Below are 21,364 nucleotides of genomic sequence, written 5' to 3'. Positions count from 1 at the left end.
ACATTGTAAACCAGAAAGGTTATAACTTCGGTTCCGCTGATCCAGATACCGCTCCGGCACCGCCGAGGTTGACGGAAACGGCAACTTGCGCCAATCCGACCCGCACATAATCCGGAGTTTCGTCACGATGAAAGTGCTGGTGCCCGTCAAGCGGGTCGTCGATTACAACGTCAAGGTCCGCGTCAAGTCCGACGGCACCGGCGTCGAGCTCGCCAACGTCAAGATGAGCATGAACCCCTTCGACGAGATCGCCGTCGAAGAAGCCATCCGCCTCAAGGAAAAGGGCATCGTCACCGAGATCGTCGCGGTTTCGATCGGCGTGCAGCAGTCGCAGGAGACCATCCGCACCGCGCTGGCGATGGGCGCCGACCGCGGCATCCTGGTCGTCACCGACCAGCCGACCGAGTCCCTGATGGTCGCCAAGATCCTCGCCGCGATCGCCAAGGAGGAGCAGCCCGGCCTGATCATCCTCGGCAAGCAGGCGATCGACGACGACGCCAACCAGACCGGCCAGATGCTCAGCGGCTTGCTCGGCTGGCCGCAGGGCACGTTCGCCTCCAAGGTCACAGCCGGCGAAGGCTCGGTCACCGTGGCGCGCGAAGTCGACGGCGGTTCCGAGACGGTCGAGCTCAAGCTGCCCGCCGTCGTCACCACCGACCTGCGCCTCAACGAGCCGCGCTATGCCTCGCTGCCCAACATCATGAAGGCCAAGGCCAAGAAGATCGACAGCAAGACGCCTGCCGATTACGGCGTCGACCCGACGCCGCGCCTGACCGTGCTGAAGGTCGTCGAGCCGTCGAAGCGCACCGCCGGCGTCAAGGTCAAGACAGTCGACGAACTGGTCGACAAGCTCAAGGTATTGGGAGTTTTCGGATGACCGCGCTGGTTCTTGCCGAGCATGACAATTCCACGCTGAAGGACGCGACGCTCGCCGCCGTCACCGCCGCCGGGCAATTGGGAGGCGAGGTTCACATCCTCGTCGCCGGTTCGAACGCGCAGGGTGCAGCCGATGCCGCCGCCAAGGTTGCCGGTGTGTCGAAGGTGTTGCTGGCCGACGAGCCCGCCTATGCCAATGCGCTGGCCGAGAATGTCGCGCCGCTCGCCGCCGGGTTGATGGCCGGCTACGACGCGTTCGTCGCGCCGGCCACGTCGCGCGGCAAGAATATCGCGCCGCGCGTCGCCGCCGCGCTCGACGTCGGCCAGATCAGCGAGATCCTGTCGGTCGAGGGTCCGGATACCTTCACCCGCCCGATCTACGCCGGCAACGCCATCGCCACGGTCAAGTCGAGCGATGCCAAGATCGTGCTGACCGTCCGCGGCACTGCCTTCGCCAAGGCCGCGAGCGAGGGTGGTTCGGCCACCATCGAAAACGTCGGCGGTCCCGGTGATGCCGGTATCTCGACCTTCGTCGGCGCCGAGCTGACCGAGAGCGCCCGCCCCGAGCTGACTGCTGCCAAGATCATCGTCTCCGGCGGCCGCGCGCTGGGCTCGGGCGAGAAGTTCCACGACATCATGGAGCCGCTGGCCGACGCACTCGGTGCCGGCCTCGGTGCCAGCCGCGCCGCGGTCGACTCCGGCTACGTTCCCAACGACTATCAGGTTGGTCAGACCGGCAAGATCGTCGCTCCGGAACTGTACGTCGCGGTCGGCATTTCCGGCGCGATCCAGCACCTCGCCGGCATGAAGGACAGCAAGATCATCGTCGCGATCAACAAGGACGACGACGCCCCGATCTTCCAGGTCGCCGACGTCGGCCTGGTCGGCGACCTGTTCACGCTGGTCCCCGAACTGACCGCCAAGATCCTCGCGGCGAAGGGCTGAACGCGCCGTCATCGTCCTGAAACAAGGCATGGTTAACGCTTCCCCTATCCGAACAGGGGAAGCACCATGCGCCTACGCTATCTTATCGCCGCCACCGCCGTCACGCTCGCCGCTCCGGCACTCGCCGAAATCAGCTATGGCGGGTTCCTCACGGTGCCCGGTGCAGCCTCCGACCTGTCGGGCCTCGCTGGTCCGAACGGCAGCCGCCTGAGCTTCGGCTCCGACCTGTTCTACGACAAGGCGAACGACGAATATTACGGCATCACCGACCGCGGCCCCGGCGGCGGCCTCATCGACTACGCGCCGCGCGTCAACGTTTTCAAGCTCGACGTGAACAGCACCACCGGCGCGGTCAGCAACTTCCAGCAGCAGCGCACGATCATCTTCAAGGGCCCCGACGGCCAGCCGCTTTCAGGGCTCAACCCCGGCCTGCTGCCCGGCGGCAACGCCGCGACGCTAGGCAAGTCGTTCGATTCGGAAGGCTTCGTCCGCCGCGCCAACGGCAACTTCCTTGTCTCCGACGAGTACGGCCCGTCGATCTACGAGTTCAAGGCCGACGGCAGCTATGTCCGCGCCTTCACGACGCCCGGCAACATCGTCCCCCGGACGTCGAGCGGCGCCGTCGACTACGTCGCCGGCCGTCCCGACATCGTCACCGGCCGCCAGGACAACCGCGGTTTCGAAGGCCTGACACTCAGCCGCGACGGCAAGACCGCCTATGCCATCCTGCAGGATCCACTGGTCAACGAAGGCGCCCAGAACGACGGTCGCCGCAGCCGCAACGTCCGCATCGTCAGCTTCGACGTCGCCACCGGCCAGTCGAACGGCCAGTTCATCTACCGCCTCGAGAACACCGATGCGATCAACGACCGTATCCCCGGCACTGCCAACGACTTCACCGCGACCAACCAGGGCCGCTCGATCGGCGTCTCGGCGATCTATGCGCTGAAGGACGGCAAGTTCCTGGTCATCGAGCGTGACAACCGCGGCATCGGCGTTGATGACCCCAACGGCACGATCAACACCATCGGCTCGAAGCGCATCTACCTGATCGACCTCAATGGTGCGACCGACGTCTCGGGCATCTCGCTCGCCGGCTCGAATGGCCTGCCCACGGGCGTCACCGCGGTCACCAAGACGCTGTTCCTCGACGTCAACGCCGCGCTGAAGGCCGCCGGCGTCACGGTCGCCGAGAAGATCGAAGGCTTGACCATCGGCCGCGACATCGACGGCGGCGTCTCGCTGCTGCTGGCCACCGACAACGACTTCTCGGTCACCCAGAGCGGCGCCGGCGTTCAGTTCGACATCTGCACCACCGGCCAGGGCACCGGCACCAGCAGCCAGGTCGCCTTCGGTGGCGTCTGCCCTGTCGGCCAGTCGTTGCTGCCGTCATACGTCTACAGCTTTGCCGTCACCGGTGCCGACGCCGCTGCGCTGGCAGTGCCGGAGCCTGCGACCTGGATGCTGATGATCGGCGGCTTCGGACTGACCGGCGCCGCCATGCGCCGCCGCAAGCCGGTCGTCGCCTGCTGACGCAGGCACTGGCCAAGCTCGCCGGCACGTGTAGAACCGCCGCTCCACGGACGGAGCGGCGGACATGCAGGTAATCGGCGTCATCGGTGCGGGCCTGATGGGCAACGGCATCGCTCATGTTGCGGCGCTGGCCGGCTACGACGTCATCCTGTCCGACGTCGCACTCGACCGGGCGCAAGCGGCGGTCAGGACCATCGAGAAGAACCTCGGGCGCGGCGTGTCGAAGGGCATTGTCGCTGCCGACGCAGTCACCCCGGCACTGGCGCGGATCACCGTCACCACCGACTCCGCCGCCTTCGCCGCCGCCGACCTGGTCATCGAGGCGGCCACCGAGAGCGAGCCGATCAAGCTCAAGATCTTCGCCGGGCTGGTGCCGCACCTGAAAGCGGACGCGCTGCTGGCGACCAACACATCCTCGATCTCGATCACCCGGCTGGCCGCGGCGACCGATCGGCCGGAACGCTTCACCGGGCTGCACTTTTTCAATCCCGTACCCTTGATGACGCTGGTCGAGATCATCCCGGGTCTCGCGACCAGCGACGCGACCAAGGCGGCGATGCACGCCTTTGCCACGAAGATCGGCAAGACCGCGATCGAAGCCGCCGACGCCCCGGCGTTCATCGTCAATCGCATCCTGTGCCCGATGCTCAACGAGGCGATCTTCGCGCTCGGGGAAGGCGTCGGCTCGGTCCTCGACATCGATGCCGGCCTGAAGCTCGGCGCCAACCACCCGATGGGGCCGCTGACGCTGGCCGATTTCGTCGGGCTCGACACGCTGCTGTCGATCATGCGCGTCATGCAGGATGCCACCGGCGACCCCAAGTACCGCCCCGCACCACTGCTGGTGAAATACGTCGAGGCCGGCTGGTTCGGCAAGAAAAGCGGCCGTGGTTTCTACGATTATTCGGGCGAGACACCGACCCCGACGCGCTGAGAGATCAGCCCTTCGAGCGGTTGATCCCCGCGGCAGAGACGGTCCGATCACCCAGCAAGCGGATCCGGGGTCTGGGCCGAACAGGCTGGATTTGGATCTGCCATCCTGTCACAGACGTGGTCGTGCCGTAACGGTCGGCGACGTGCTCGCAAGTGCGTCTGCCGGATAGCAGGAGAAGACTTATGGCGATCACCCCGGAAAAGCCCGGCCGCAAGGCGTCGAGCTGGGCGTTGATCCTCGCTGCGGGGCTGGCGATCTCGTCGCTTCTCGCGCCCGCGCAGGCGGCGCCGGCACCGGCGAAATCGAGCCTGAGCTTTTACGAGATGCGGACCTACTACGCCAACCCGGGCAAGCTCGAGACGCTCAAGACGCGCTTCCGTGACCACGCGCTCAGGCTGTTCGACAAGCATGGCATGACCAAGGTCGGCTTCTGGCTGAAGGAAGACGGCGGCGACGGCGTGCTGGTCTACATCCTCGCCTATCCGAGCAAGGCGGCCCGCGACGCATCATGGGTCGCGTTCCGCGCCGATCCGGAATGGCAGGCCGCCGCCGCCGCCAGCGAGGTCGATGGCAAGCTCCTCGCCAAGGTCGAGTCGGTGTTCATGACCATGGCCGACTTCTCGCCGCACCCGACGACGGAGAGCGGCGTGCTGCTCAAATAGGGCTGTCTGGCCCTACGCTGCCGGCCGGGCCTCGACCTTGACGACGCCGTACTGGATTTCGCCGGGACCGTCGGGCGCGGTGATGTGCGGGACGCCGGCGGGAATGAACAGCATGTCGCCGGGTGCCAGCCGCTTGACCGTGCCGCCGGTCAGCGTCCCGCCGCGGCGCTCGTTGGGAGCGGATTCGCGGCCGCCTTCGACCTTGCCGCCGATGGTAACCGCGGCGTGGCCCCGCTGCATGAAGAAGACGTCGTGCATCTTGAGGTGGACCTCGACCTCGCCCGGCTCAACGCGGTGGCTGATCAGGACGCGGTAGCCGGTGCCGGTCCACAGGTCGTGCAGCGCATAGCCATTGCCCGGTGTCGTCAGCAGGGCGCGCTGCTGCGCCACCGTCACCGGGCCGTCCGATGCCGTCTGGGCGGTGACCAGTGCCGCCCCGCCAAGGACGGCGGTCAGGCCGAGTGCGATCAGGACGTTGCGCTTACGATGATCAGTCACGGGCAGCCTTTTCGCAGGACAGAGACCGGTAGACTGTCGTTGAATCCGCGCGAAGGTGCAATGATCGGTAGCAAATGGACACAAACGCCTTATGTTGCGTTGCAGCATAAATCCCTACATGGGTTAAGGAAGCGCATTTGCCACGTCCCCGCCCGATCTTTTCCGGCAGCACGCCATTGTCTGGCGGGCTCGTCCGTTTCGATGGTTTCAAGAGCAATCCAGGCGAGCTGGATGCCTTCGTCCACATCCCCGCCAACCTGCCGGCGCGGGCGCCGCTGGTCGTGGTGCTCCACGGCTGCACGCAGGATGCGGCGGTGTACGACCATGGCTCGGGCTGGTCGGCGCTGGCCGATGCGCATGGTTTCGCGTTGCTGTATCCCCAGCAGCGGCGGGGCAATAATCCCAACAACTGCTTCAGCTGGTTCGAGCCCGGTGACACGGCGCGCGGTGCCGGCGAGGTCGCGTCGATCGCGGCGATGACGCAGGCGGTGGTTGCCGAGTTCGACCTGAACCCGTCGCGCGTCTTCATCACCGGGCTGTCGGCGGGCGGCGCGATGACCGCGGCGATGCTGGCGACCTATCCCGACATCTTCGCCGGCGGCGCGATCGTCGCGGGGCTGCCCTATGGCATCGCCAACGGCGTGCCCGAGGCGCTCGGCGCAATGTCGCGACCGGGTGCCTTGACCGCCGCGGCATTGGGCGAGCGGGTGCGGACCGCGACCAGCTTCACCGGTCCATGGCCCCGCGTTGCGGTCTGGCACGGCGATGCCGATCGCACCGTGGTCGCGGCCAATGGCGACGCGGCGGCGCGGCAATGGGTCGACGTCCACGGCCTCGACAATGGCGGCGCTGTGACCGAGGCGATCTCCGGCCACCCGGTGCGGCGTTGGCGCGATGCCAACGGCGTCGTCCAGGTCGAGGCGTGGGAGATCCCCGGCATGGGCCATGGCACCCCGATCGAGGCTGCGGTCGGCGGCGCGGCCGGGGCCCATTTCCTCGAGGCCGGCATCGGCTCCAGCGCGCACATCGCGGCGTTCTTCGGCATCGCCCCGGCGGCCACCGCGGCACAGGCCAAGGCCGCCCCGGTCAGGCCCGGCGCCACCCCCAAGTTCGCCATGCCGCCACTGGTCGCCAATGACGGCGTCGGCGGCAGCGTCGCCGACACGATCAACGCCGCCCTGCGCGCCGCCGGGCTGATGAAAGGCTGAATTGCGGGGCGCGGACGGCATCCGTATAGCGGGTCGCATGATCGATAACTCGCCGCATCCCGCCCTGCTCGCCAAGACCGAGACGCTGATCGAGGCGCTGCCCTATTTGCAGCGCTACGCCGGTGCGACCTTCGTCGTGAAGTACGGCGGCCATGCGATGGGCGACGCCGACCTGGCGCAGGCCTTCGCCGAGGACATCGTGCTGCTCAAGGCGGTCGGCATCAACCCGGTGGTCGTCCACGGCGGCGGCCCGCAGATCGGCGCGATGCTCAAGCGCCTCGGCATCCGCAGCGAGTTCGTCGACGGCCTGCGCGTCACCGACGCCGCCACCGCCGAGGTCGCCGAGATGGTCCTCGCCGGCTCGATCAACAAGGAGATCGTCGCCTCGATCAACCGCGCCGGCGGCTCGGCAGCGGGCGTCTCGGGCAAGGACGCCAACCTCGTCCGCGCCGAAAAGGTCAGCCGGACCGTCCGCGATCCCGACAGCCGCATCGAGCAGGAGGTCGACCTCGGCTTCGTCGGCGAGCCGGCGCATGTCGACCGCACCATCATCGACACCCTGCTGTCGGCGGGCATCACCCCGGTCATCGCGCCGGTCGCCGCCGGCTTCGACGGCCACACCTACAACATCAATGCCGACACCATGGCCGGCGCCATCGCCAGTGCAATCGGCGCGGCGCGCTTCTTCCTGCTCACCGATGTCGCCGGCGTCCTTGGGCGCGACGGCGAGGTGCTGACCAATTTGAGCCCATCGAAGATCGCGGACCTCGTCGCCGACGGCATCATCTCCGGCGGCATGATCCCCAAGATCGAGACCTGCGTCGCCGCAGTCAACGCCGGGGTCGACGCGGCGGTCATCCTCGACGGGCGCGTTCCCCACGCCATGCTGCTGGAAATCTTCACCCGCCGCGGCGTCGGTACGCTGGTCCGCGCCGACGCAGCGTGACACGGCGACCCGACCGGGGGTAAAGCTGCGGCCATGTTCATCCGCCTCACCGATCGTATCTCCGTCGCCGGCCAGGTCGAGCCGACCGACCTTGCCGCTGCCGCCGCCGCCGGGTTCACCAGCATCGTCAACAACCGCCCCGATCACGAGGCGCCCGGCCAGCCGACCAGCGCCGAGATGCAGGCCGCCGCCACCGCACTCGGCCTGCGCTATGCCGCGATCCCGATCGACCAAAGCGGCTTCAGCCTGTCCAGCATCGACGCCATGGCGACCGAGCTCGACAAGGCCGAGGGTCCGATGCTCGCCTTCTGCCGCTCAGGTACCCGCTCGACCAACCTCTGGGCGCTGGCCGAGGCCAAGCGCGGCGGCGATCCCGACGCCATCGTCGCGGCGGCCGCTGGCGGGCGCTACGACGTATCGGGTCTGCTGCCGACGCTGCGGAAGCTCGCCGCAGGCTAACCGCCCTTCCTGCTCCCTCCCCCCACGCGAAGCGTAGAGTGGGGAGGGTCGGGGTGGGGGCGCCGCTTGGCGTCCCTCTGTTAGAGCGCGAGGGACACGACCCGGGCCTTCTCGCTCTACGCTGCGCGTGGGGGGAGGGTGAAGCGAGGCAGGCAAGGTCAGGCAAGGTAAGCAAGGGGCCGCGGCAAAGCCGCGTCGTCGGACGGGTTGAGCGGGAGCGCTCACCCGCCGGCCGGGCTGGCGCGAGTCCGCGCACTGCGCGGGAAACGCCAAGGGGCGTTTACCTTGCTGTGCGTGGCCGCGCTGCGCAAAAAAGGCCCGGCGGTTTCCCGCCGGGCCAGTCTGTTTCCTTGGGGAGGAACTCAATAATTGTAGGCGCGCTCACCATGTTCGGTGATGTCCAGGCCCTCGCGCTCGCCGTCGACTGTCGGACGCAGGCCGATGGTCTTGTCGAGGATGAAGAACAGGATCGCGGAGCCGATGCCCGACCACAGCAGGGTGATGATCACTGCCTTGGCCTGGATGAACAGCTGCGTCGCCATGCCGGGATAGGTGAACTGGATGGTGCCGGGCTTGGCGAGGTAGTCGGCGATGCCCTGTCCACCCAGCGCCGGGTCGACCAGGATGCCGGTTGCCAGTGCGCCGACGATACCGCCGACGCAGTGGACGCCGAAGACATCGAGGGCGTCGTCGTAGCCGAGCTTGTTCTTGATCGTGCTGCAGAAGAAGTAGCAGATCGGCGAGACGACGAGGCCGAGGACGATCGAGCCCATCGGGCCGGCGAAACCGGCTGCCGGGGTGACCGCGACCAGACCGGCGACTGCACCGGTGACACCACCGAGCAGCGACGGCTTGCCCTTGAGGACCTGCTCGACCAGCACCCACGAGACGGCAGCGGCCGACGTGGCGACGAAGGTGTTGAGGAAGGCGACGCCGGTGACGCCATTGGCTTCCAGGTTGGAACCGGCGTTGAAGCCGAACCAGCCGACCCACAGCAGCGAGGCGCCGATCATCGTCATGACCAGCGAGTGCGGTGGCATCGGCTCCTTGCCGTGGCCGACGCGCTTGCCGATGATGACCGCACCGACCAGGCCGGCGATACCGGCGTTGATGTGGACGACCGTGCCGCCGGCAAAGTCGAGTGCACCGAGCTGGAACAGATAGCCTGCCTTGGCGAGGATCGCGTCATACGCCGCCTGGCCGGCAAGACCCGCCGCGACGAAGGCGTCGGGGCCGTCCCAGTACCAGACCATGTGAGCCATCGGGAAGTAGACCAGGGTCACCCACAGCACCATGAAGATCATCAGCGCGGAGAACTTCACCCGCTCGGCCAGTGCGCCGACGATCAGCGCCGGCGTGATGCAGGCAAAGGTCATCTGGAAGGCGACGTAGACGTATTCGGGGATCACCACCTTCTCGGAGAAGGTCGCGACGACGGTCGTCGCATCGACGCCCTTGAGGAAGATCTTGTCGAAGCTGCCGACGAACGGCGAACCGCCGGTGAAGGCCATCGAGTAACCGTAGCAAATCCACAGCAGCGAGACGATCGCGACGATCATCAGTACCTGGGTCAGCACGCTGAGCATGTTCTTGGTGCGGACCAGGCCGCCGTAGAACAGCGCCAGGCCGGGGACCGACATCATCAGGACCAGCGCGGTCGAGACCAGCATCCACGCCGTGTCACCCTTGTCGGGGACGGGAGCCGCGGCAACCGCCGGGGCGACCACCGCGACCACCGGGGCGATGACCGGCGCAACGGCGCCGGCGACCGTGGCCGCTGCATCCTGGGCAAAGGCCGGAACGGCAGCGAGCAGGGCAAGCCCCGTCGCTGCCCAACTTGTCGTCTTCAAAGATGTTTTCATGCTCGCCACCCCCTACAGCGCGGTTTCGTCGGTCTCGCCGGTGCGGATCCGCACGGCGCTCGTGATGTCGGCGACGAAGATCTTGCCGTCTCCGATGCTGCCGGTGTGTGCGGTCTGCTGGATCGTCTCGACGACCCGCGCCGCGATGGCATCGGTAACGACCACCTCGATCTTGACCTTGGGCACCATGTTGGTGGTGTATTCGGCTCCGCGATAGATCTCGGTCTGGCCCTTCTGGCGCCCGAAACCCTTGACCTCGCTGACCGTCATGCCCTCGACACCAGCCGAGGTGAGCGCTTCTCGAACTTCATCAAGCTTGAATGGCTTGATGACTGCCGTGATCAACTTCATAGGCCGCCCCCTTGTTGTCGTTGGGGAACGCAATGCATGGACCATGCCAAGCCGCGGCGCCCTGTTGCAGCGCAGCAAACACATGGTTAATTTGCCGTAAAATGTGGCAGCAGCCGGGTATTGCCGAAATATCGGGCGGTAGCCGGAACTATCTGGTGGTCAGCGCTTCGATCGCGGGCCAGTTGGCCTCGATGCTGGCGGCGCCCAGTTCGATCAGCTCGTGCGCCTTGGTGAAATTGCGCACGTCGACATGGCCGATGGCTGGCGCGATCTCCAGGTCGGGCGGATCGATCGCCAGGCTCTTGCGCGCCAGTTCCGACATCATCAGGCTCAGGCCGGCGCGGCCGACCCGCAGCGGGGTCATCAGCCGCTTTCCCGGGGGCAGGCCGATCGCGGCGCGCCTCAGGTAATCGCCCTGCAGGTTGATCGCCAGCACCGGCGACCGGCTCAGCGCCCGCACCGCGCGCACCGGCACCGGGGTCATCACCCCGCCGTCGATCAGGATCATGCCGTCGCGGCGCACCGGCGGGAACACGCCTGGAATGGCGATGGAGGCGCGCACCGCATCGACGATCGAGCCGCGGGTCATCGACACTTCCTCGCCGCTGACCAGGTCGGCAGCGACGACGGCGCAGGGGATGAACAGGTCTTGCAGCTCGTTATGGCCGAAATGCAGGCGCAGCTCGCGCGTCACCTTGTTGCCGCCCAGCATCGAACCGCCGCGCGGATCGATGTCGAGATAGCGCATCACCGAGCGCAAATTGGCGGCGCGGGCCAGCTCTTCCAGCACGTTGAGCCGGTGCGCCGCGAGGCAGACCGCGGCGACCGCACCGATCGACGTGCCCGACACCGCCTCGACCTCGACGTCGCGGGCCTTCAGCGCGTGCAGGACGCCGATGTGCGTCCAGCCCAGGCCGGCACCGCCACCCAGCGCCAGCGCGAGCTTCAAGTCGGGTCGGCGAGCAGCGCGCGGGCGGCGGACTCGTCCTCGGCATCGATCATCAGGCGGACACCCGACAGGCCCGGTCCGATCAACGACGCGATGCCGGAATCGAACACCACCGCCTCGATGCCACCCGCCTCCAGGCGACCGCGCATGATCTCGGCGGCGACCGGATCGAACACCGTCTCAATCTCGATCAGCGCCATATCGGTCCTTTAAATTCGCTTAAGACCTAAGCAATTGGTTTGACAAATTCGTTACGGAAACGTAAATGCAACGACATGCTCAGCGTTTCTTCAATCCTGTGGCGGGTCGTCCTGCTCGGCTTTCTCGCGACGGTCGTCGCCTTCTTCAAGGTCGACGTCGCCACCGCCCAGCAGATCGGCCAGGCGACCGGCCTCGCGATGCTCGCAGCGACCGTCGCGACCCTCTGGGATTTCTGATCAGGCCGCCGTGCCGCCGACCGTCAGCCCCTCGATCAACAGCGTCGGCTGACCGACACCCGCCGGCACCGACTGCCCGCCCTTGCCGCACATTCCAACACCCTCGTCCAGCGCCAGGTCATTTCCGATCGCCTTGACCCGGGTCAGCACATCCGGCCCGTTCCCGATCAGCGTCGCCCCCTTGATCGGCGCCCCTAACCGCCCGTTTTCAATGCGATACGCCTCGGTGCAGGTAAACACGAACTTCCCGCTGGTGATATCCACCTGGCCACCGCCAAAAGATTTCGCATAAATCCCAGACTTCGCCCGGCTCAAAATTTCGCCCGGATCCTCTTTTCCCCCCAGCATGAACGTATTCGTCATCCTCGGCATCGGCGCATGCGCAAAACTTTCCCGCCGCCCATTCCCGGTCGACGCCACCCCCATCAGCCGGGCATTCATCCGGTCCTGCATATACCCTTTGAGAATTCCATCCTCGATCAACACCGTCCGCTCCGTAGGCGTCCCCTCATCGTCGATGCTCAACGACCCACGCCGCTGATCCATCGCCCCATCGTCGACGACGGTCACGCCCGGCGCCGCCACCCGCTGGCCCAGCATTCCGGCAAACGCCGACGTACCCTTCCGATTGAAATCACCCTCGAGACCATGCCCGATCGCTTCATGCAGCAGAATGCCCGGCCAACCCGGCCCGAGGACCACAGTCATTTCGCCAGCCGGTGCCGCTACGGCATCCAGATTCACCAATGCCTGCGCCAGCGCCTGATCGATGGCACGGTTCCAGACATCATCCTGAAGCAGCGAGTCATAAAGATAACGCCCGCCGAGCCCATGAAAGCCTGTCTCGCGGCGGTCACCATTCTGGGCGACAATTTGAACATTGAGCCTGACCAACGGTCGCACGTCGCGAGCCCGGCTGCCATCGGCGCGAACGATCTCGACTACCGACCAGCTACCAAGCAGGCTGACCGACACCTGGGCGACCCGTGGATCGCGAGCGCGCGCCGCCGCGTCGATCTTGCCCAGCAACGCGACCTTGTCAGCGAACGGGACGGCACTCAACGGATCGGCGTCGGTGTACAGTTTGCGGTTGGTACGAGGCGGCGGATTGAGCTTAGCGTTGCCACCATGGCCGGAGCGCACCACCGAAATCGTCTCGCCGGCTCGCTTGATCGCTGCGTCGCTGAGCTCGTTGGCATGAGCGTACGCGGTGGTCTCGCCAGCAACGCCGCGGAGGCCAAATCCCTGCTGGGTGTCGAAGGTCGCCGCCTTCAACCGACCGTCGTCGAAGCTGAAACTCTCGGACGCTGCGTACTGCATGTACAGTTCACCGTCGTCGCAGCCGTTCAGCGCCTCGGCCACCAGCCGCTCGGAGCGGCCAGGGTCGAGTTCGGTATTGCGGTAGAAGATGCCGGCTGGATCGATCATGCTCATGCAATCGATATAGTCATGCGGGGCGAAGCCGACCAGATGCAGCGCGTCGTTCAGAAGTCGCAGGTCAGCAGCCAGCGCTTGCCTGGCCGATCTAGTTCGATGCGAGAGCAATGGTCGAGGACGTCGCGGCCGATCAGGACCCAGGGTATTCCGCGCCGATTCTTCTTGACGGTGGCAGTGACGGTGATCGCATCGGCATCGTCGTCGGCGGTGCTGGTCCCGGCGGCGGCGCGGGTGTCGAGGCGCTTCATCTCTGCTTCGGTGATCCGCCCAGTCGGAGCGATCAACGGCATGTCGAGGAACCGGGCATTGGGCACCGGTGACAGTCGCTCGAAGGGCAGGCGTACGCCAGGGAACGGGGTCCACAGGCCGACCCTGCCGGAACGTTTGACGACACTTGCCCCTTGCATCGCGGCGGCGGCTCCTAAACTCATGATGGTGTCGGCGGAGGCGAGGTCGAGGCCGACGGTGACCTCCACGCCGGCAATCACGGCGCGGACCGAGGCGTCGCCGGTGCCTTTGCGGGTCAGGGTGTAGACCTTGCCGGTGGCAGGGCCGCCGCGGCTGAAGACGACGCGGTCGGCGTCGATCGACAGGGCGGAGACGATGCCGTCGGCGTCGGTGGCGATCGCCTTGTCGATCCAGACCGTCGGGACGCTGTGGGCGGGGAGACCGGCGACGCCGACGCTGTAGATGTTGCCGCGAGCCACAGCTTCGCCGCCGGGGATCAGGGGATTTCGGACGGTCTGCTTGCCGATCAGGGGAAAGGCGCGGAGTTTGGCGGCGGTGGCGGGGCCGAGGTTGAGGAGCAGCGCATTGTCGAAGCCCAGCGCCAGCCGGGCGGTGAGAACGGCATCCTTGATGGTGATGCGGGTGAGGGGCTGGCCGATGGCGGGGAGGGGGATGGTGACCAGGGGAACCGGTCGGGCGGCGAGGGGCGAGGCGAGGAGCGCAATGACGACTATGGTAAGTTCGAGCAGGATTCTCAACGCGGGTCGGCGGGGCCGCCGGTGAGGATGAAGCGGCGGTCGCAATAGCCGCAGTCGGCGGAGCCTTCGCTGCCCATCTGGAGCCAGACTCGTGGGTGGCCGGCGACGCCGTCTTCCTCGCCGTCACAGGCGACTCGCGTAGACTCGACGTAGAATATCTGGGGGGGCGGGATAGTCTCCATAGTGCTGCCCTAGCAAAGCCGGAGCGGCACCGCTATCCCCGCGGCATGACGCAATCAGCAATCTCGATCCGCGGTCTGGAAAAGACCTATGCCAACGGCAAGCGCGCTCTGGGCGGCATCGACCTGGAGATTCCGCGCGGCAGCATCTTTGGACTGCTCGGGCCCAACGGCGCGGGCAAGTCGACGATGATCAACATCCTGGCGGGGCTGGTCAACAAGACCGCCGGCAAGGCCAGTATCTGGGGCTTCGACATCGACGAGCATCCCAGAAATGCCAAGGTTTCCATCGGCATAGTCCCGCAGGAAATCCTGTTCGACGCGTTTTTCACGCCGTTCGAGACGCTGGAGCTGCAGGCCGGGCTGTACGGCGTCCCCAAGGCGAAACGTCGCACCATGGAGATTCTGAAGGCGGTCCGGCTGGAGGACAAGGCGCACACCTATTCGCGCACCCTGTCGGGCGGCATGAAGCGGCGGCTGCTGGTCGCCAAGGCGCTGGTCCACAACCCGCCGGTGCTGGTCCTCGACGAGCCCACCGCCGGAGTCGATATCGAGCTGCGCCAGCAGCTGTGGGATTATGTCCGCGAGCTCCACGCCGGTGGCACGACGGTGGTGCTGACGACGCATTACCTCGAGGAGGCCGAGGCGCTGTGCGACCGCATCGCGATCATCGACCAGGGCCTCGTGGTCGCCAACGACGACACCAGGACGCTGCTGGCGACGGCGCAGGACAAGATGCTGATCGTCACCTTCGACTCCGATGTCGGCACGATCCCGGAAGGGCTGGGCGAGACCGTCGAGCTGCGCGGCACCCGCAGCCTCGCGATCACCTACGACAAGAGCAAGACCCAAGCCGGCGGCATCCTGCAGAAGCTCGGCGCGGCGGGGCTGAACGTGGTGGACGTATCGACGCAGGAGGCGGACCTGGAAGACGTATTCCTCAAGCTGACGCGGCACGCGGCATGAGCGCTTTCGACGCCGGGCGCGGACGATGAGCCGCACCCCACCGACGCAGCAGTTCGACGTCGTCGTCATCGGCTCCGGCGCCGCGGGCCTGACCGCGGCGCTCAACCTTGCCGATCGCTTCAAGGTCGCGGTTCTCGCCAAGGGCGAGATCACGGCGGGATCAACCGCCTGGGCGCAGGGCGGCATCGCGGCGGTGCTCGAACCCGGCGACACCTATGAGAGCCATATCGAGGACACGATGATCGCGGGCGGCGGCCTCAACGACCGCGCCGCCGTCGAATATGTCGTCGAGCATGCCGCCGCTGCGATCGATCGCCTCGCCGATCTCGGCGTGCCGTTCAACGTCGGCGACACCGACAGCCACGATCGCTTCCACCTCACCCGCGAGGGCGGCCACAGCCACCGGCGCATCGTCCATGTCGACGACGCCACCGGCTGGGCGGTGCAGGAGGCGCTGACCGCCGCCGCCACCGCCAACCCCAACATCACCCTGCTCAGCGGGCTGGTCGCGCTCGACCTGATCACCGAGCGCCATGTCGAGGGCCAGCGTTTCGCGACGCGCGGCTGCCACGGCGTCTATGCCTTCGACGTCGCCGCCAAGAAAGTCCGGCGCTTCGTCGCGCGGGCGGTGGTGCTGGCGACCGGCGGGGCCAGCCGCGTCTATCAATATTCGACCAACCCCGACGGCTCGACCGGCGACGGCATCGCCATGGCGTGGCGCGCCGGCTGCCGGGTTTCCAACATGGAATTCAACCAGTTCCACCCGACCTGCCTGTACCACCCGACGGTCAAGAACTTCCTGATCACCGAGGCGATGCGCGGCGAGGGCGGACAGTTGAAGCTGCCGACCGGCGAGCGCTTCATGGCCGATTACGACGAGCGCCTCGAACTCGCGCCGCGCGACGTCGTGGCGCGCGCCATCGACGCCGAGATGAAGCGCCTCGGCCTCGACCATGTCCTGCTCGACATGACGCACCACCCGGCGGAATTCATCCTCCACCATTTCCCGATGATCCACGCCCGGCTGTTGGCGCTCGGCATCGACTGCACCATCGAGCCGATCCCGGTCGTCCCGGCGGCGCACTACACCTGCGGCGGCGTCATGGTCGATCTGGCCGGGCGCACCGACCTGCATGGTCTGTACGCGGTCGGCGAAGTCTCGCAGTCGGGGCTGCACGGCGCCAACCGGCTGGCCTCCAACTCGATTCTCGAGTGCCTGGTCTTCGGCCGCGCCGTCGCCGACGATATCGCCAAGGTCTGGGAGACGCTATCGCCGCCGCCCGAGATCCGCGCCTGGGACGAAAGCCGCGTCACCGATTCGGACGAGGAGATCGTCGTCGCGCACAACTGGGCCGAGCTGCGGCGCTTCATGTGGGACTATGTCGGCATCGTCCGCACCGACAAGCGGCTGGAGCGCGCCCATCACCGGGTTAAGCTGCTGCGCAAGGAAATCGCCGAATATTACGGCAATTTCCGCGTCAGCCCCGACCTGATCGAGCTGCGCAACCTCGTCCAGGTCGGCGAGCTGATCGTCCGCTCGGCTTTGGCCCGCAAGGAAAGCCGCGGGCTGCACTTTACCCCCGACTATCCGCACACCCTCGCCGACCCACGCGACACCGTCCTCGATCCCGTCAGCGCCCGGTGACGCGGGCCGCACTCGTCGCGCCGCCTCCGACACCGGGCGGCACGACGAGCGGCTCGACACTGGTGGTGACGGTCGCCGGCTGGCTGGTGCCGATCGCCTCGCCGCCGCCGGGGCTGCGGCTGTACCGGCTGGGCTGAATGGTTGGCCGCGGCAAGGGGGGCAATCCCCGCCGCGGCCCGACCATGACATGACGACACGGGCGGTCTTGGCACCGAAGTGCCATGGCGGAGTCGTCGATAAACCTTTCTGGTTAAGGGATCGCGAAGCGCCGGCATCGCCGCGTCCGCCTAGCCTCACCCTTCGCAACCGGCTAAACCGCGGGCATGGCGCAAAACCACCTCTACCTCGTCGACGGCTCGGGCTACATCTTCCGCGCCTATCACCGTCTGCCGCCGCTGACCGACCCGGAGGGGACGCCGGTCGGGGCGGTGTACGGCTTCACCGCGATGCTGTGGAAGCTGATCGAGGAGCTCAACAAGGCCGAGGCGCCGACCCACCTGCTGGTGGTATTCGACGCCGGGGCGATCACTTTCCGCAACGCCATGTACGACGGCTACAAGGCGCAGCGGCCGCCGCCGCCCGCCGATCTCGTGCCGCAATTCCCGCTGATCCGCGATGCGGTGCGGGCGTTCAGCGTCAAGTGCATCGAGCAGGACGGTGTCGAGGCCGACGACATCATCGCATCCTACGCGCTGGCGGCGAAGGCGGACGGGTATAACGTCACCATCGTCTCGTCCGACAAGGACCTGATGCAGCTGGTCCAGCCGGGCATCGACATGCTCGACACGATGAAGAACATCCGCATCGACCGCGACGAGGTCATCGCCAAGTTCGGCGTGCCGCCGGAGCAGGTCGGCGAGGTGCTGGCGCTGATGGGCGACTCGATCGACAACGTGCCGGGCGTGCGCGGCGTCGGGCCCAAGGGTGCGGCCGAGCTGATCAAGGAGTTCGGCACCGTCGACGCGCTGCTGTCGCGGCTCGACGAGGTCAAGCGGCCCAAGCTGCGCGAGATGCTGGCCGAGCATGCCGACAATGCCCGGCTGTCGCGCGAACTGGTGCGGCTGAAGGACGACCTGCCGCTGATGGAGCCACTCGACTCGCTGACGATGTGCGAGCCACCACATGGCCCGCTGGCGACGTTTCTGGCGAAGCACGGCTTCCGCGCGCTGCTGTCGAAGCTGGGGCGCGATACCGAGGCGGCGCATGCCCAGCCGGTGAGCGATGCGCCGACGGTGGCGTTCGACCACAAGGCCTATGAGTGCGTGACGACGCTCGACCGGCTCGACTGGTGGATCGCCGAGGCGCGGCGGCAGGGGCTGGTCGCGGTCGACAGCGAGACCGACAATCTCGACGCGACGCGGGCCGGGCTGATCGGCTTCAGCCTGGCGCTGGCGGCGGGGCAGGCGTGCTATGTGCCGCTGCGCCATTCGGGCGGCGACCTGCTGGCCGAGCCGGTTGCGCAGGTCGACTTCGCCGAGGCGCTGGCGCGGCTCGATGCGCTGTTCGGCGATCCGGCGGTGCTCAAGGTCGGGCATGATTTGAAGTACGACATGACGGTGTTCGCGCGGGCTGGCGCCACGGCGGCGATCGCGCCGTACGAGGACGTCATGCTGATGAGCTATGCGCTCGATGCCGGGCGCTGGGCCGGGCACGACCTGGAGGGGCTGGCGACGCGCCACCTGGGGCATACGCCGATCAGCTGGAAAGAGGTCACCGGGACCAACAAGACGCGCATCGCCTTCGAGCAGGTGGCGCTGGAGCGGGCCACGGAGTTCGCCGCCGAGGATGCCGACGCGGTGCTGCGGCTGTACCACAAGTTTCGCGACCGGCTGTGGCGCGAGGGCGCGACCACCGTGTACCGCACCGTCGACCGGCCGCTGCTGCCTGCCGTCGCGGCGATGGAGCAGGCCGGGATCATGGTCGACCGCGACGCGCTGGTCGAGCTGTCGGCGCTGTACGAGATCGAGATCGCCAGCCTGGAGACGCGGATCTTCGAGACCGCGGGGCAGCGCTTCACCATCGGCAGCCCCAAGCAGCTGGGCGAGGTGCTGTTCGACAAGCTCGGCCATGCGAGCGGCAAGAAGAGCGGCAAGACCGGGGCCTATGCGACCGACGTCGTCGAGCTGGAGCGGCTGGCGTCGAGCGGCGTCGAGATCGCGCGGATGGTGCTCGACTGGCGGCAGAATACCAAGCTCAAGTCGACCTATACCGACGCGCTGCAGGGCCAGATCAACCCCGAGACCGGGCGGGTGCATACCTCGTTCGGGCTGGCCTCGACCGCGACCGGCCGGATGAACTCCAACGACCCGAACCTGCAGAACATCCCGATCCGCACGGAAATGGGCCGGCGCATCCGCCATGCCTTCGTCGCCGCGCCGGGCAATGTGCTGATGTCGGCAGATTACAACCAGATCGAACTAAGACTGGTGGCGCACATCGCCGACGTGCCGGAGCTCAAGCAGGTCTATGCCGAGGGCGGCGACGTCCACGCCCTGACCGCGCAGGAGGTCTTCGGCGAAGTCACCCGCGACACCCGCAACCGCGCCAAGACGATCAACTTCTCGATCATCTACGGCATCTCCGCCTTCGGCCTGGCACAGCGGCTGAGCATCGATCGCGGCGAGGCGGCGCGCTATATCGAGCTGTATTTCAGCCGCTTCCCCGGCATCCGCAACTATATGGCCGAGACCATCGAGGCGGCGAAGGACCAGGGCTTCGTCAGCACCCTGTTCGGGCGCAAGGTCCATGTCCCGATGATCTTCTCCAAGCAGATGGGCGAGCGCCAGAACGCCGAGCGCGCCGCAGTCAACGCCCGCGTCCAGGGCACCGCCGCCGACATCATCAAGCGCGCCATGGCCCGCATGCCGGGAGCACTGGCCGAGGCCGGGCTGACGCAGACGCGGATGCTGCTGCAGGTCCACGACGAACTGGTGTTCGAGGTGGCGGAGGCCGAAGTCGCGACCGCGACCGAGGTCATCCGCAGCACCATGGCCGGGGCGCACGCGCCGTCGGTCAATCTGTCGATCCCGCTGGGCGTCGAGGTCGGCACCGGCCGCAACTGGGGCGATGCGCACTAGCCGTTGGCGGCGGGGGCGAGCAGTTCCCTGGCGGCGGGGCTGGTCGCCGTCGCCTCGATGCCGCCGAGCAGCGGCACCGGCTTCTTGCCCTCCTCGACACCGAGCTCGGTAAAGCGCCGCGCCTTGGGCAGCACGTTGCGCTCCAGCGAGCCGACGAAGCTGTTGTAGCCGTTGACCGCCTGGTTGAGGTTCTTGCCCAGCCCCGACAGATGCTCCGCCATCACCGCGATCGAGGCGTGCAGGTCGGCGCCCAGCTTGCCGATATCGCGCGCCTTGTCGGCCAGCGTCTCCTGCCTCCAGACCAGCGCCACGGTCTTGGCGAGCGCCAGCAGGTTGATCGGCCCGGTCAGCAGGATGCGCTGATCGAAGGCCCAGCCGAGCAGCGGCAGGTCGTGCTCCAGCGCCGCCGACAGGAAATTCTCGCCCGGCAGGAACATCACGACGAAGTCCGCCGACTGGCCGAAATCCTTCCAATAGGTCTTGTCGCTCAACCCCTTGGCGTGGACGCGCACCGCCGCGGCATGGCGCTTGAAGGCGGCCCGCCGCCCGTCCTCGCTCTCCGCCTCGGCGGCCGACAGATAGTCGTTGAGCGAGCATTTCGAGTCGATGATCAGCTGGCGACCGCCGGGCAGGTTGACGATCGCGTCGGGGCGCTTCGACCCGTCCTCGCCGCCGATGCTGGTCTGCAGGGTGAAGTCGATGCCCTCGCGCAGCCCCGCCATTTCCAAGGTGTTGCGCAGTTGCTGCTCGCCCCAGCTGCCGCTGGTCTTGCCACTGGAGCGTAGCGCGCTGATCAGCTTGGAGGCCTCGCTGCTGACCTGCAGCTGGCCGGCCGCGAGCGACACCAACTGCTCGCGCAGGCCGCCATAAGCCTCCTTGCGCGACGCCTCGATCTCCTTCAGCTCGCCCTCATAGCGTTGCAATTGCTCGGCAACCGGCGCCAGCAAGGCCTGCATACCGGTCTCGCTCAGCGTCTTGTGCTCGGCAAAGCGCGCCTCGGCCCGCTCGAGAAACTGCGCCTGCGCCCCGTCCAGCGCCTTGGCCGCCAGCGCCGCGAAATGCTCGTTGGTGCGCAGGATATCGGCAGCATGGGCCCGGTCACGCTCCTCGCGCTCGGCGACATGCGCGGCGACCTGCCGGGCCAGCCGCTCGCGCTCGGCATCACCGGCCAGCAGCTCGGCTTGGCGCTCCAGCAGCATCTTGATCTCGACGGCATGACCCCGGCGTTCCTCGCGCTGCCGCGCCGCCTCCTGGGTCGCCGTCTGAAGTTCGGCCCGCGCCGCGTCCCGCTCGGCGCGCAGGCCGGCGGACGGGCGCGCCCAGGCGAGCCAGCCGACAAGCAGTGCCACGCCCGCCGCGACCAGTGCTGCAACTATCGCCAAAATCGTCCCAGCCACTCCACACTCCCGAACGA

The 21,364-nt window shown here is 67.2% G+C and carries 22 protein-coding genes; 13 read left to right on the top strand and 9 right to left on the bottom strand.

The genetic code is table 11. The features are described 5' to 3' along the window. The first annotated feature begins 127 nt into the window (after positions 1-127). The 5 genes from ACOFKW_RS04270 (at position 128) to ACOFKW_RS04250 (ending at position 4,950) form a co-directional block, all read left to right on the top strand. A complete protein-coding gene (locus ACOFKW_RS04270) occupies positions 128-877 on the top strand; it encodes an electron transfer flavoprotein subunit beta/FixA family protein (protein ID WP_419816112.1) in 750 nt (249 codons plus the stop codon). Continuing rightward, on the top strand, positions 874-1,821 hold the full coding sequence (locus ACOFKW_RS04265) for an electron transfer flavoprotein subunit alpha/FixB family protein (RefSeq protein ID WP_419816111.1): 948 nt from the start codon (positions 874-876) through the stop codon (positions 1,819-1,821). The genes ACOFKW_RS04270 and ACOFKW_RS04265 overlap by 4 nt, the downstream gene beginning before the upstream one ends. 66 nt (positions 1,822-1,887) lie before the next feature. Continuing rightward, entirely contained in the window at positions 1,888-3,354 is a 1,467-nt protein-coding gene (locus ACOFKW_RS04260; protein WP_419816110.1) for an esterase-like activity of phytase family protein, read from the top strand. A 64-nt stretch (positions 3,355-3,418) separates the two neighbouring features. Further along, positions 3,419-4,288, top strand: coding sequence for a 3-hydroxybutyryl-CoA dehydrogenase (locus ACOFKW_RS04255; RefSeq protein WP_419816109.1), 870 nt, complete (start codon positions 3,419-3,421; stop codon positions 4,286-4,288). Between the two features lie 182 nt (positions 4,289-4,470). Further along, positions 4,471-4,950, top strand: coding sequence for an NIPSNAP family protein (locus ACOFKW_RS04250; protein ID WP_419816108.1), 480 nt, complete (start codon positions 4,471-4,473; stop codon positions 4,948-4,950). A gap of 12 nt (positions 4,951-4,962) precedes the next feature. Here the strand turns inward: ACOFKW_RS04250 and ACOFKW_RS04245 are convergent, their stop codons facing one another. Beyond that, positions 4,963-5,448 carry a hypothetical protein gene (locus ACOFKW_RS04245; protein WP_419816107.1) on the bottom strand — a complete coding sequence of 162 codons (486 nt, stop codon included), beginning with the start codon at positions 5,446-5,448 and terminating at the stop codon, positions 4,963-4,965. A gap of 137 nt (positions 5,449-5,585) precedes the next feature. Here ACOFKW_RS04245 and ACOFKW_RS04240 point away from each other — a divergent pair, with 137 nt between their 5' ends. Genes ACOFKW_RS04240 through ACOFKW_RS04230 form a run of 3 tightly spaced genes read left to right on the top strand, consistent with a single transcriptional unit; the run spans position 5,586 to position 8,061 of the window. Then, complete coding sequence (locus ACOFKW_RS04240) at positions 5,586-6,656, top strand: alpha/beta hydrolase family esterase (RefSeq protein ID WP_419816106.1); 1,071 nt, start codon at positions 5,586-5,588, stop codon at positions 6,654-6,656. Positions 6,657-6,693: 37 nt separating this feature from the next. Then, entirely contained in the window at positions 6,694-7,602 is a 909-nt protein-coding gene (argB, locus tag ACOFKW_RS04235) for an acetylglutamate kinase (RefSeq protein WP_419816105.1), read from the top strand. A gap of 33 nt (positions 7,603-7,635) precedes the next feature. Continuing rightward, entirely contained in the window at positions 7,636-8,061 is a 426-nt protein-coding gene (locus ACOFKW_RS04230) for a TIGR01244 family sulfur transferase (protein WP_419816104.1), read from the top strand. A 362-nt stretch (positions 8,062-8,423) separates the two neighbouring features. Here ACOFKW_RS04230 and ACOFKW_RS04225 read toward each other — a convergent pair whose 3' ends face one another. The 4 genes from ACOFKW_RS04225 to ACOFKW_RS04210 all read right to left on the bottom strand — a co-directional run bounded on the left by ACOFKW_RS04225 (position 8,424) and on the right by ACOFKW_RS04210 (position 11,423). After that, on the bottom strand, positions 8,424-9,923 hold the full coding sequence (locus ACOFKW_RS04225; RefSeq protein ID WP_419816103.1) for an ammonium transporter: 1,500 nt from the start codon (positions 9,921-9,923) through the stop codon (positions 8,424-8,426). 12 nt (positions 9,924-9,935) lie between these two features. Continuing rightward, positions 9,936-10,274: a P-II family nitrogen regulator gene (locus ACOFKW_RS04220; RefSeq protein WP_419816102.1), complete on the bottom strand. Its 339-nt coding sequence runs from the start codon at positions 10,272-10,274 to the stop codon at positions 9,936-9,938. 148 nt (positions 10,275-10,422) lie between these two features. Continuing rightward, entirely contained in the window at positions 10,423-11,223 is an 801-nt protein-coding gene (locus tag ACOFKW_RS04215; RefSeq protein WP_419816101.1) for a patatin-like phospholipase family protein, read from the bottom strand. Beyond that, positions 11,220-11,423 carry a DUF2007 domain-containing protein gene (locus ACOFKW_RS04210; RefSeq protein ID WP_419816100.1) on the bottom strand — a complete coding sequence of 68 codons (204 nt, stop codon included), beginning with the start codon at positions 11,421-11,423 and terminating at the stop codon, positions 11,220-11,222. Before ACOFKW_RS04210 ends, ACOFKW_RS04215 begins: the two co-directional genes overlap by 4 nt. Positions 11,424-11,498: 75 nt before the next feature. Here ACOFKW_RS04210 and ACOFKW_RS04205 point away from each other — a divergent pair, with 75 nt between their 5' ends. Next, positions 11,499-11,660: a hypothetical protein gene (locus tag ACOFKW_RS04205; RefSeq protein ID WP_419816099.1), complete on the top strand. Its 162-nt coding sequence runs from the start codon at positions 11,499-11,501 to the stop codon at positions 11,658-11,660. On the opposite strand, the gene tldD is transcribed toward ACOFKW_RS04205, so the two are convergent. Genes tldD through ACOFKW_RS04190 form a run of 3 tightly spaced genes read right to left on the bottom strand, consistent with a single transcriptional unit; the run spans position 11,661 to position 14,265 of the window. Further along, on the bottom strand, positions 11,661-13,094 hold the full coding sequence (tldD, locus tag ACOFKW_RS04200) for a metalloprotease TldD (RefSeq protein ID WP_419816098.1): 1,434 nt from the start codon (positions 13,092-13,094) through the stop codon (positions 11,661-11,663). A 50-nt stretch (positions 13,095-13,144) separates the two neighbouring features. Next, positions 13,145-14,083 (bottom strand): hypothetical protein, encoded by a 939-nt coding sequence (locus ACOFKW_RS04195; protein ID WP_419816097.1) that lies wholly within the window; start codon positions 14,081-14,083, stop codon positions 13,145-13,147. Next, entirely contained in the window at positions 14,080-14,265 is a 186-nt protein-coding gene (locus tag ACOFKW_RS04190) for a zinc-finger domain-containing protein (protein WP_419816096.1), read from the bottom strand. The genes ACOFKW_RS04195 and ACOFKW_RS04190 overlap by 4 nt, the downstream gene beginning before the upstream one ends. Before the next feature lie 45 nt (positions 14,266-14,310). Between ACOFKW_RS04190 and ACOFKW_RS04185 the strand changes: the two genes are divergently transcribed. The 4 genes from ACOFKW_RS04185 (at position 14,311) to polA (ending at position 19,950) form a co-directional block, all read left to right on the top strand. After that, on the top strand, positions 14,311-15,228 hold the full coding sequence (locus tag ACOFKW_RS04185) for an ABC transporter ATP-binding protein (protein WP_419816095.1): 918 nt from the start codon (positions 14,311-14,313) through the stop codon (positions 15,226-15,228). Positions 15,229-15,253: 25 nt separating this feature from the next. Continuing rightward, complete coding sequence (gene nadB, locus ACOFKW_RS04180) at positions 15,254-16,873, top strand: L-aspartate oxidase (protein ID WP_419816094.1); 1,620 nt, start codon at positions 15,254-15,256, stop codon at positions 16,871-16,873. Then, the gene (locus tag ACOFKW_RS04175) at positions 16,870-17,010 is read left to right on the top strand and encodes a hypothetical protein (RefSeq protein ID WP_419816093.1); all 141 of its coding nucleotides are present in this window, start codon (positions 16,870-16,872) and stop codon (positions 17,008-17,010) included. Before nadB ends, ACOFKW_RS04175 begins: the two co-directional genes overlap by 4 nt. 186 nt (positions 17,011-17,196) lie before the next feature. Continuing rightward, positions 17,197-19,950: a DNA polymerase I gene (gene polA, locus ACOFKW_RS04170; RefSeq protein WP_419816092.1), complete on the top strand. Its 2,754-nt coding sequence runs from the start codon at positions 17,197-17,199 to the stop codon at positions 19,948-19,950. On the opposite strand, the gene rmuC is transcribed toward polA, so the two are convergent. Then, positions 19,947-21,347, bottom strand: a complete 1,401-nt coding sequence (rmuC, locus tag ACOFKW_RS04165) for a DNA recombination protein RmuC (RefSeq protein WP_419816091.1) — start codon at positions 21,345-21,347, stop codon at positions 19,947-19,949. The genes polA and rmuC overlap by 4 nt on opposite strands. Between the last annotated feature and the right edge of the window lie 17 nt (positions 21,348-21,364).

It is taken from the genome of Glacieibacterium sp. (assembly GCF_965200405.1).
Classification (GTDB): Bacteria; Pseudomonadota; Alphaproteobacteria; order Sphingomonadales; family Sphingomonadaceae; genus Glacieibacterium.
This window is presented reverse-complemented; position numbering and strand designations above follow the sequence as displayed.

Coding starts and splice junctions, on each gene's coding strand:
- ACOFKW_RS04270 (WP_419816112.1), top strand. CDS start 128: ATGAAAGTGCTGGTGCCCGTCAAGCGGGTCGTCGATTACAACGTCAAG.
- ACOFKW_RS04265 (WP_419816111.1), top strand. CDS start 874: ATGACCGCGCTGGTTCTTGCCGAGCATGACAATTCCACGCTGAAGGAC.
- ACOFKW_RS04260 (WP_419816110.1), top strand. CDS start 1,888: ATGCGCCTACGCTATCTTATCGCCGCCACCGCCGTCACGCTCGCCGCT.
- ACOFKW_RS04255 (WP_419816109.1), top strand. CDS start 3,419: ATGCAGGTAATCGGCGTCATCGGTGCGGGCCTGATGGGCAACGGCATC.
- ACOFKW_RS04250 (WP_419816108.1), top strand. CDS start 4,471: ATGGCGATCACCCCGGAAAAGCCCGGCCGCAAGGCGTCGAGCTGGGCG.
- argB (WP_419816105.1), top strand. CDS start 6,694: ATGATCGATAACTCGCCGCATCCCGCCCTGCTCGCCAAGACCGAGACG.
- ACOFKW_RS04230 (WP_419816104.1), top strand. CDS start 7,636: ATGTTCATCCGCCTCACCGATCGTATCTCCGTCGCCGGCCAGGTCGAG.
- ACOFKW_RS04225 (WP_419816103.1), bottom strand. CDS start 9,923: ATGAAAACATCTTTGAAGACGACAAGTTGGGCAGCGACGGGGCTTGCC.
- ACOFKW_RS04220 (WP_419816102.1), bottom strand. CDS start 10,274: ATGAAGTTGATCACGGCAGTCATCAAGCCATTCAAGCTTGATGAAGTT.
- ACOFKW_RS04210 (WP_419816100.1), bottom strand. CDS start 11,423: ATGGCGCTGATCGAGATTGAGACGGTGTTCGATCCGGTCGCCGCCGAG.
- ACOFKW_RS04205 (WP_419816099.1), top strand. CDS start 11,499: ATGCTCAGCGTTTCTTCAATCCTGTGGCGGGTCGTCCTGCTCGGCTTT.
- tldD (WP_419816098.1), bottom strand. CDS start 13,094: ATGAGCATGATCGATCCAGCCGGCATCTTCTACCGCAATACCGAACTC.
- ACOFKW_RS04190 (WP_419816096.1), bottom strand. CDS start 14,265: ATGGAGACTATCCCGCCCCCCCAGATATTCTACGTCGAGTCTACGCGA.
- ACOFKW_RS04185 (WP_419816095.1), top strand. CDS start 14,311: ATGACGCAATCAGCAATCTCGATCCGCGGTCTGGAAAAGACCTATGCC.
- nadB (WP_419816094.1), top strand. CDS start 15,254: ATGAGCCGCACCCCACCGACGCAGCAGTTCGACGTCGTCGTCATCGGC.
- polA (WP_419816092.1), top strand. CDS start 17,197: ATGGCGCAAAACCACCTCTACCTCGTCGACGGCTCGGGCTACATCTTC.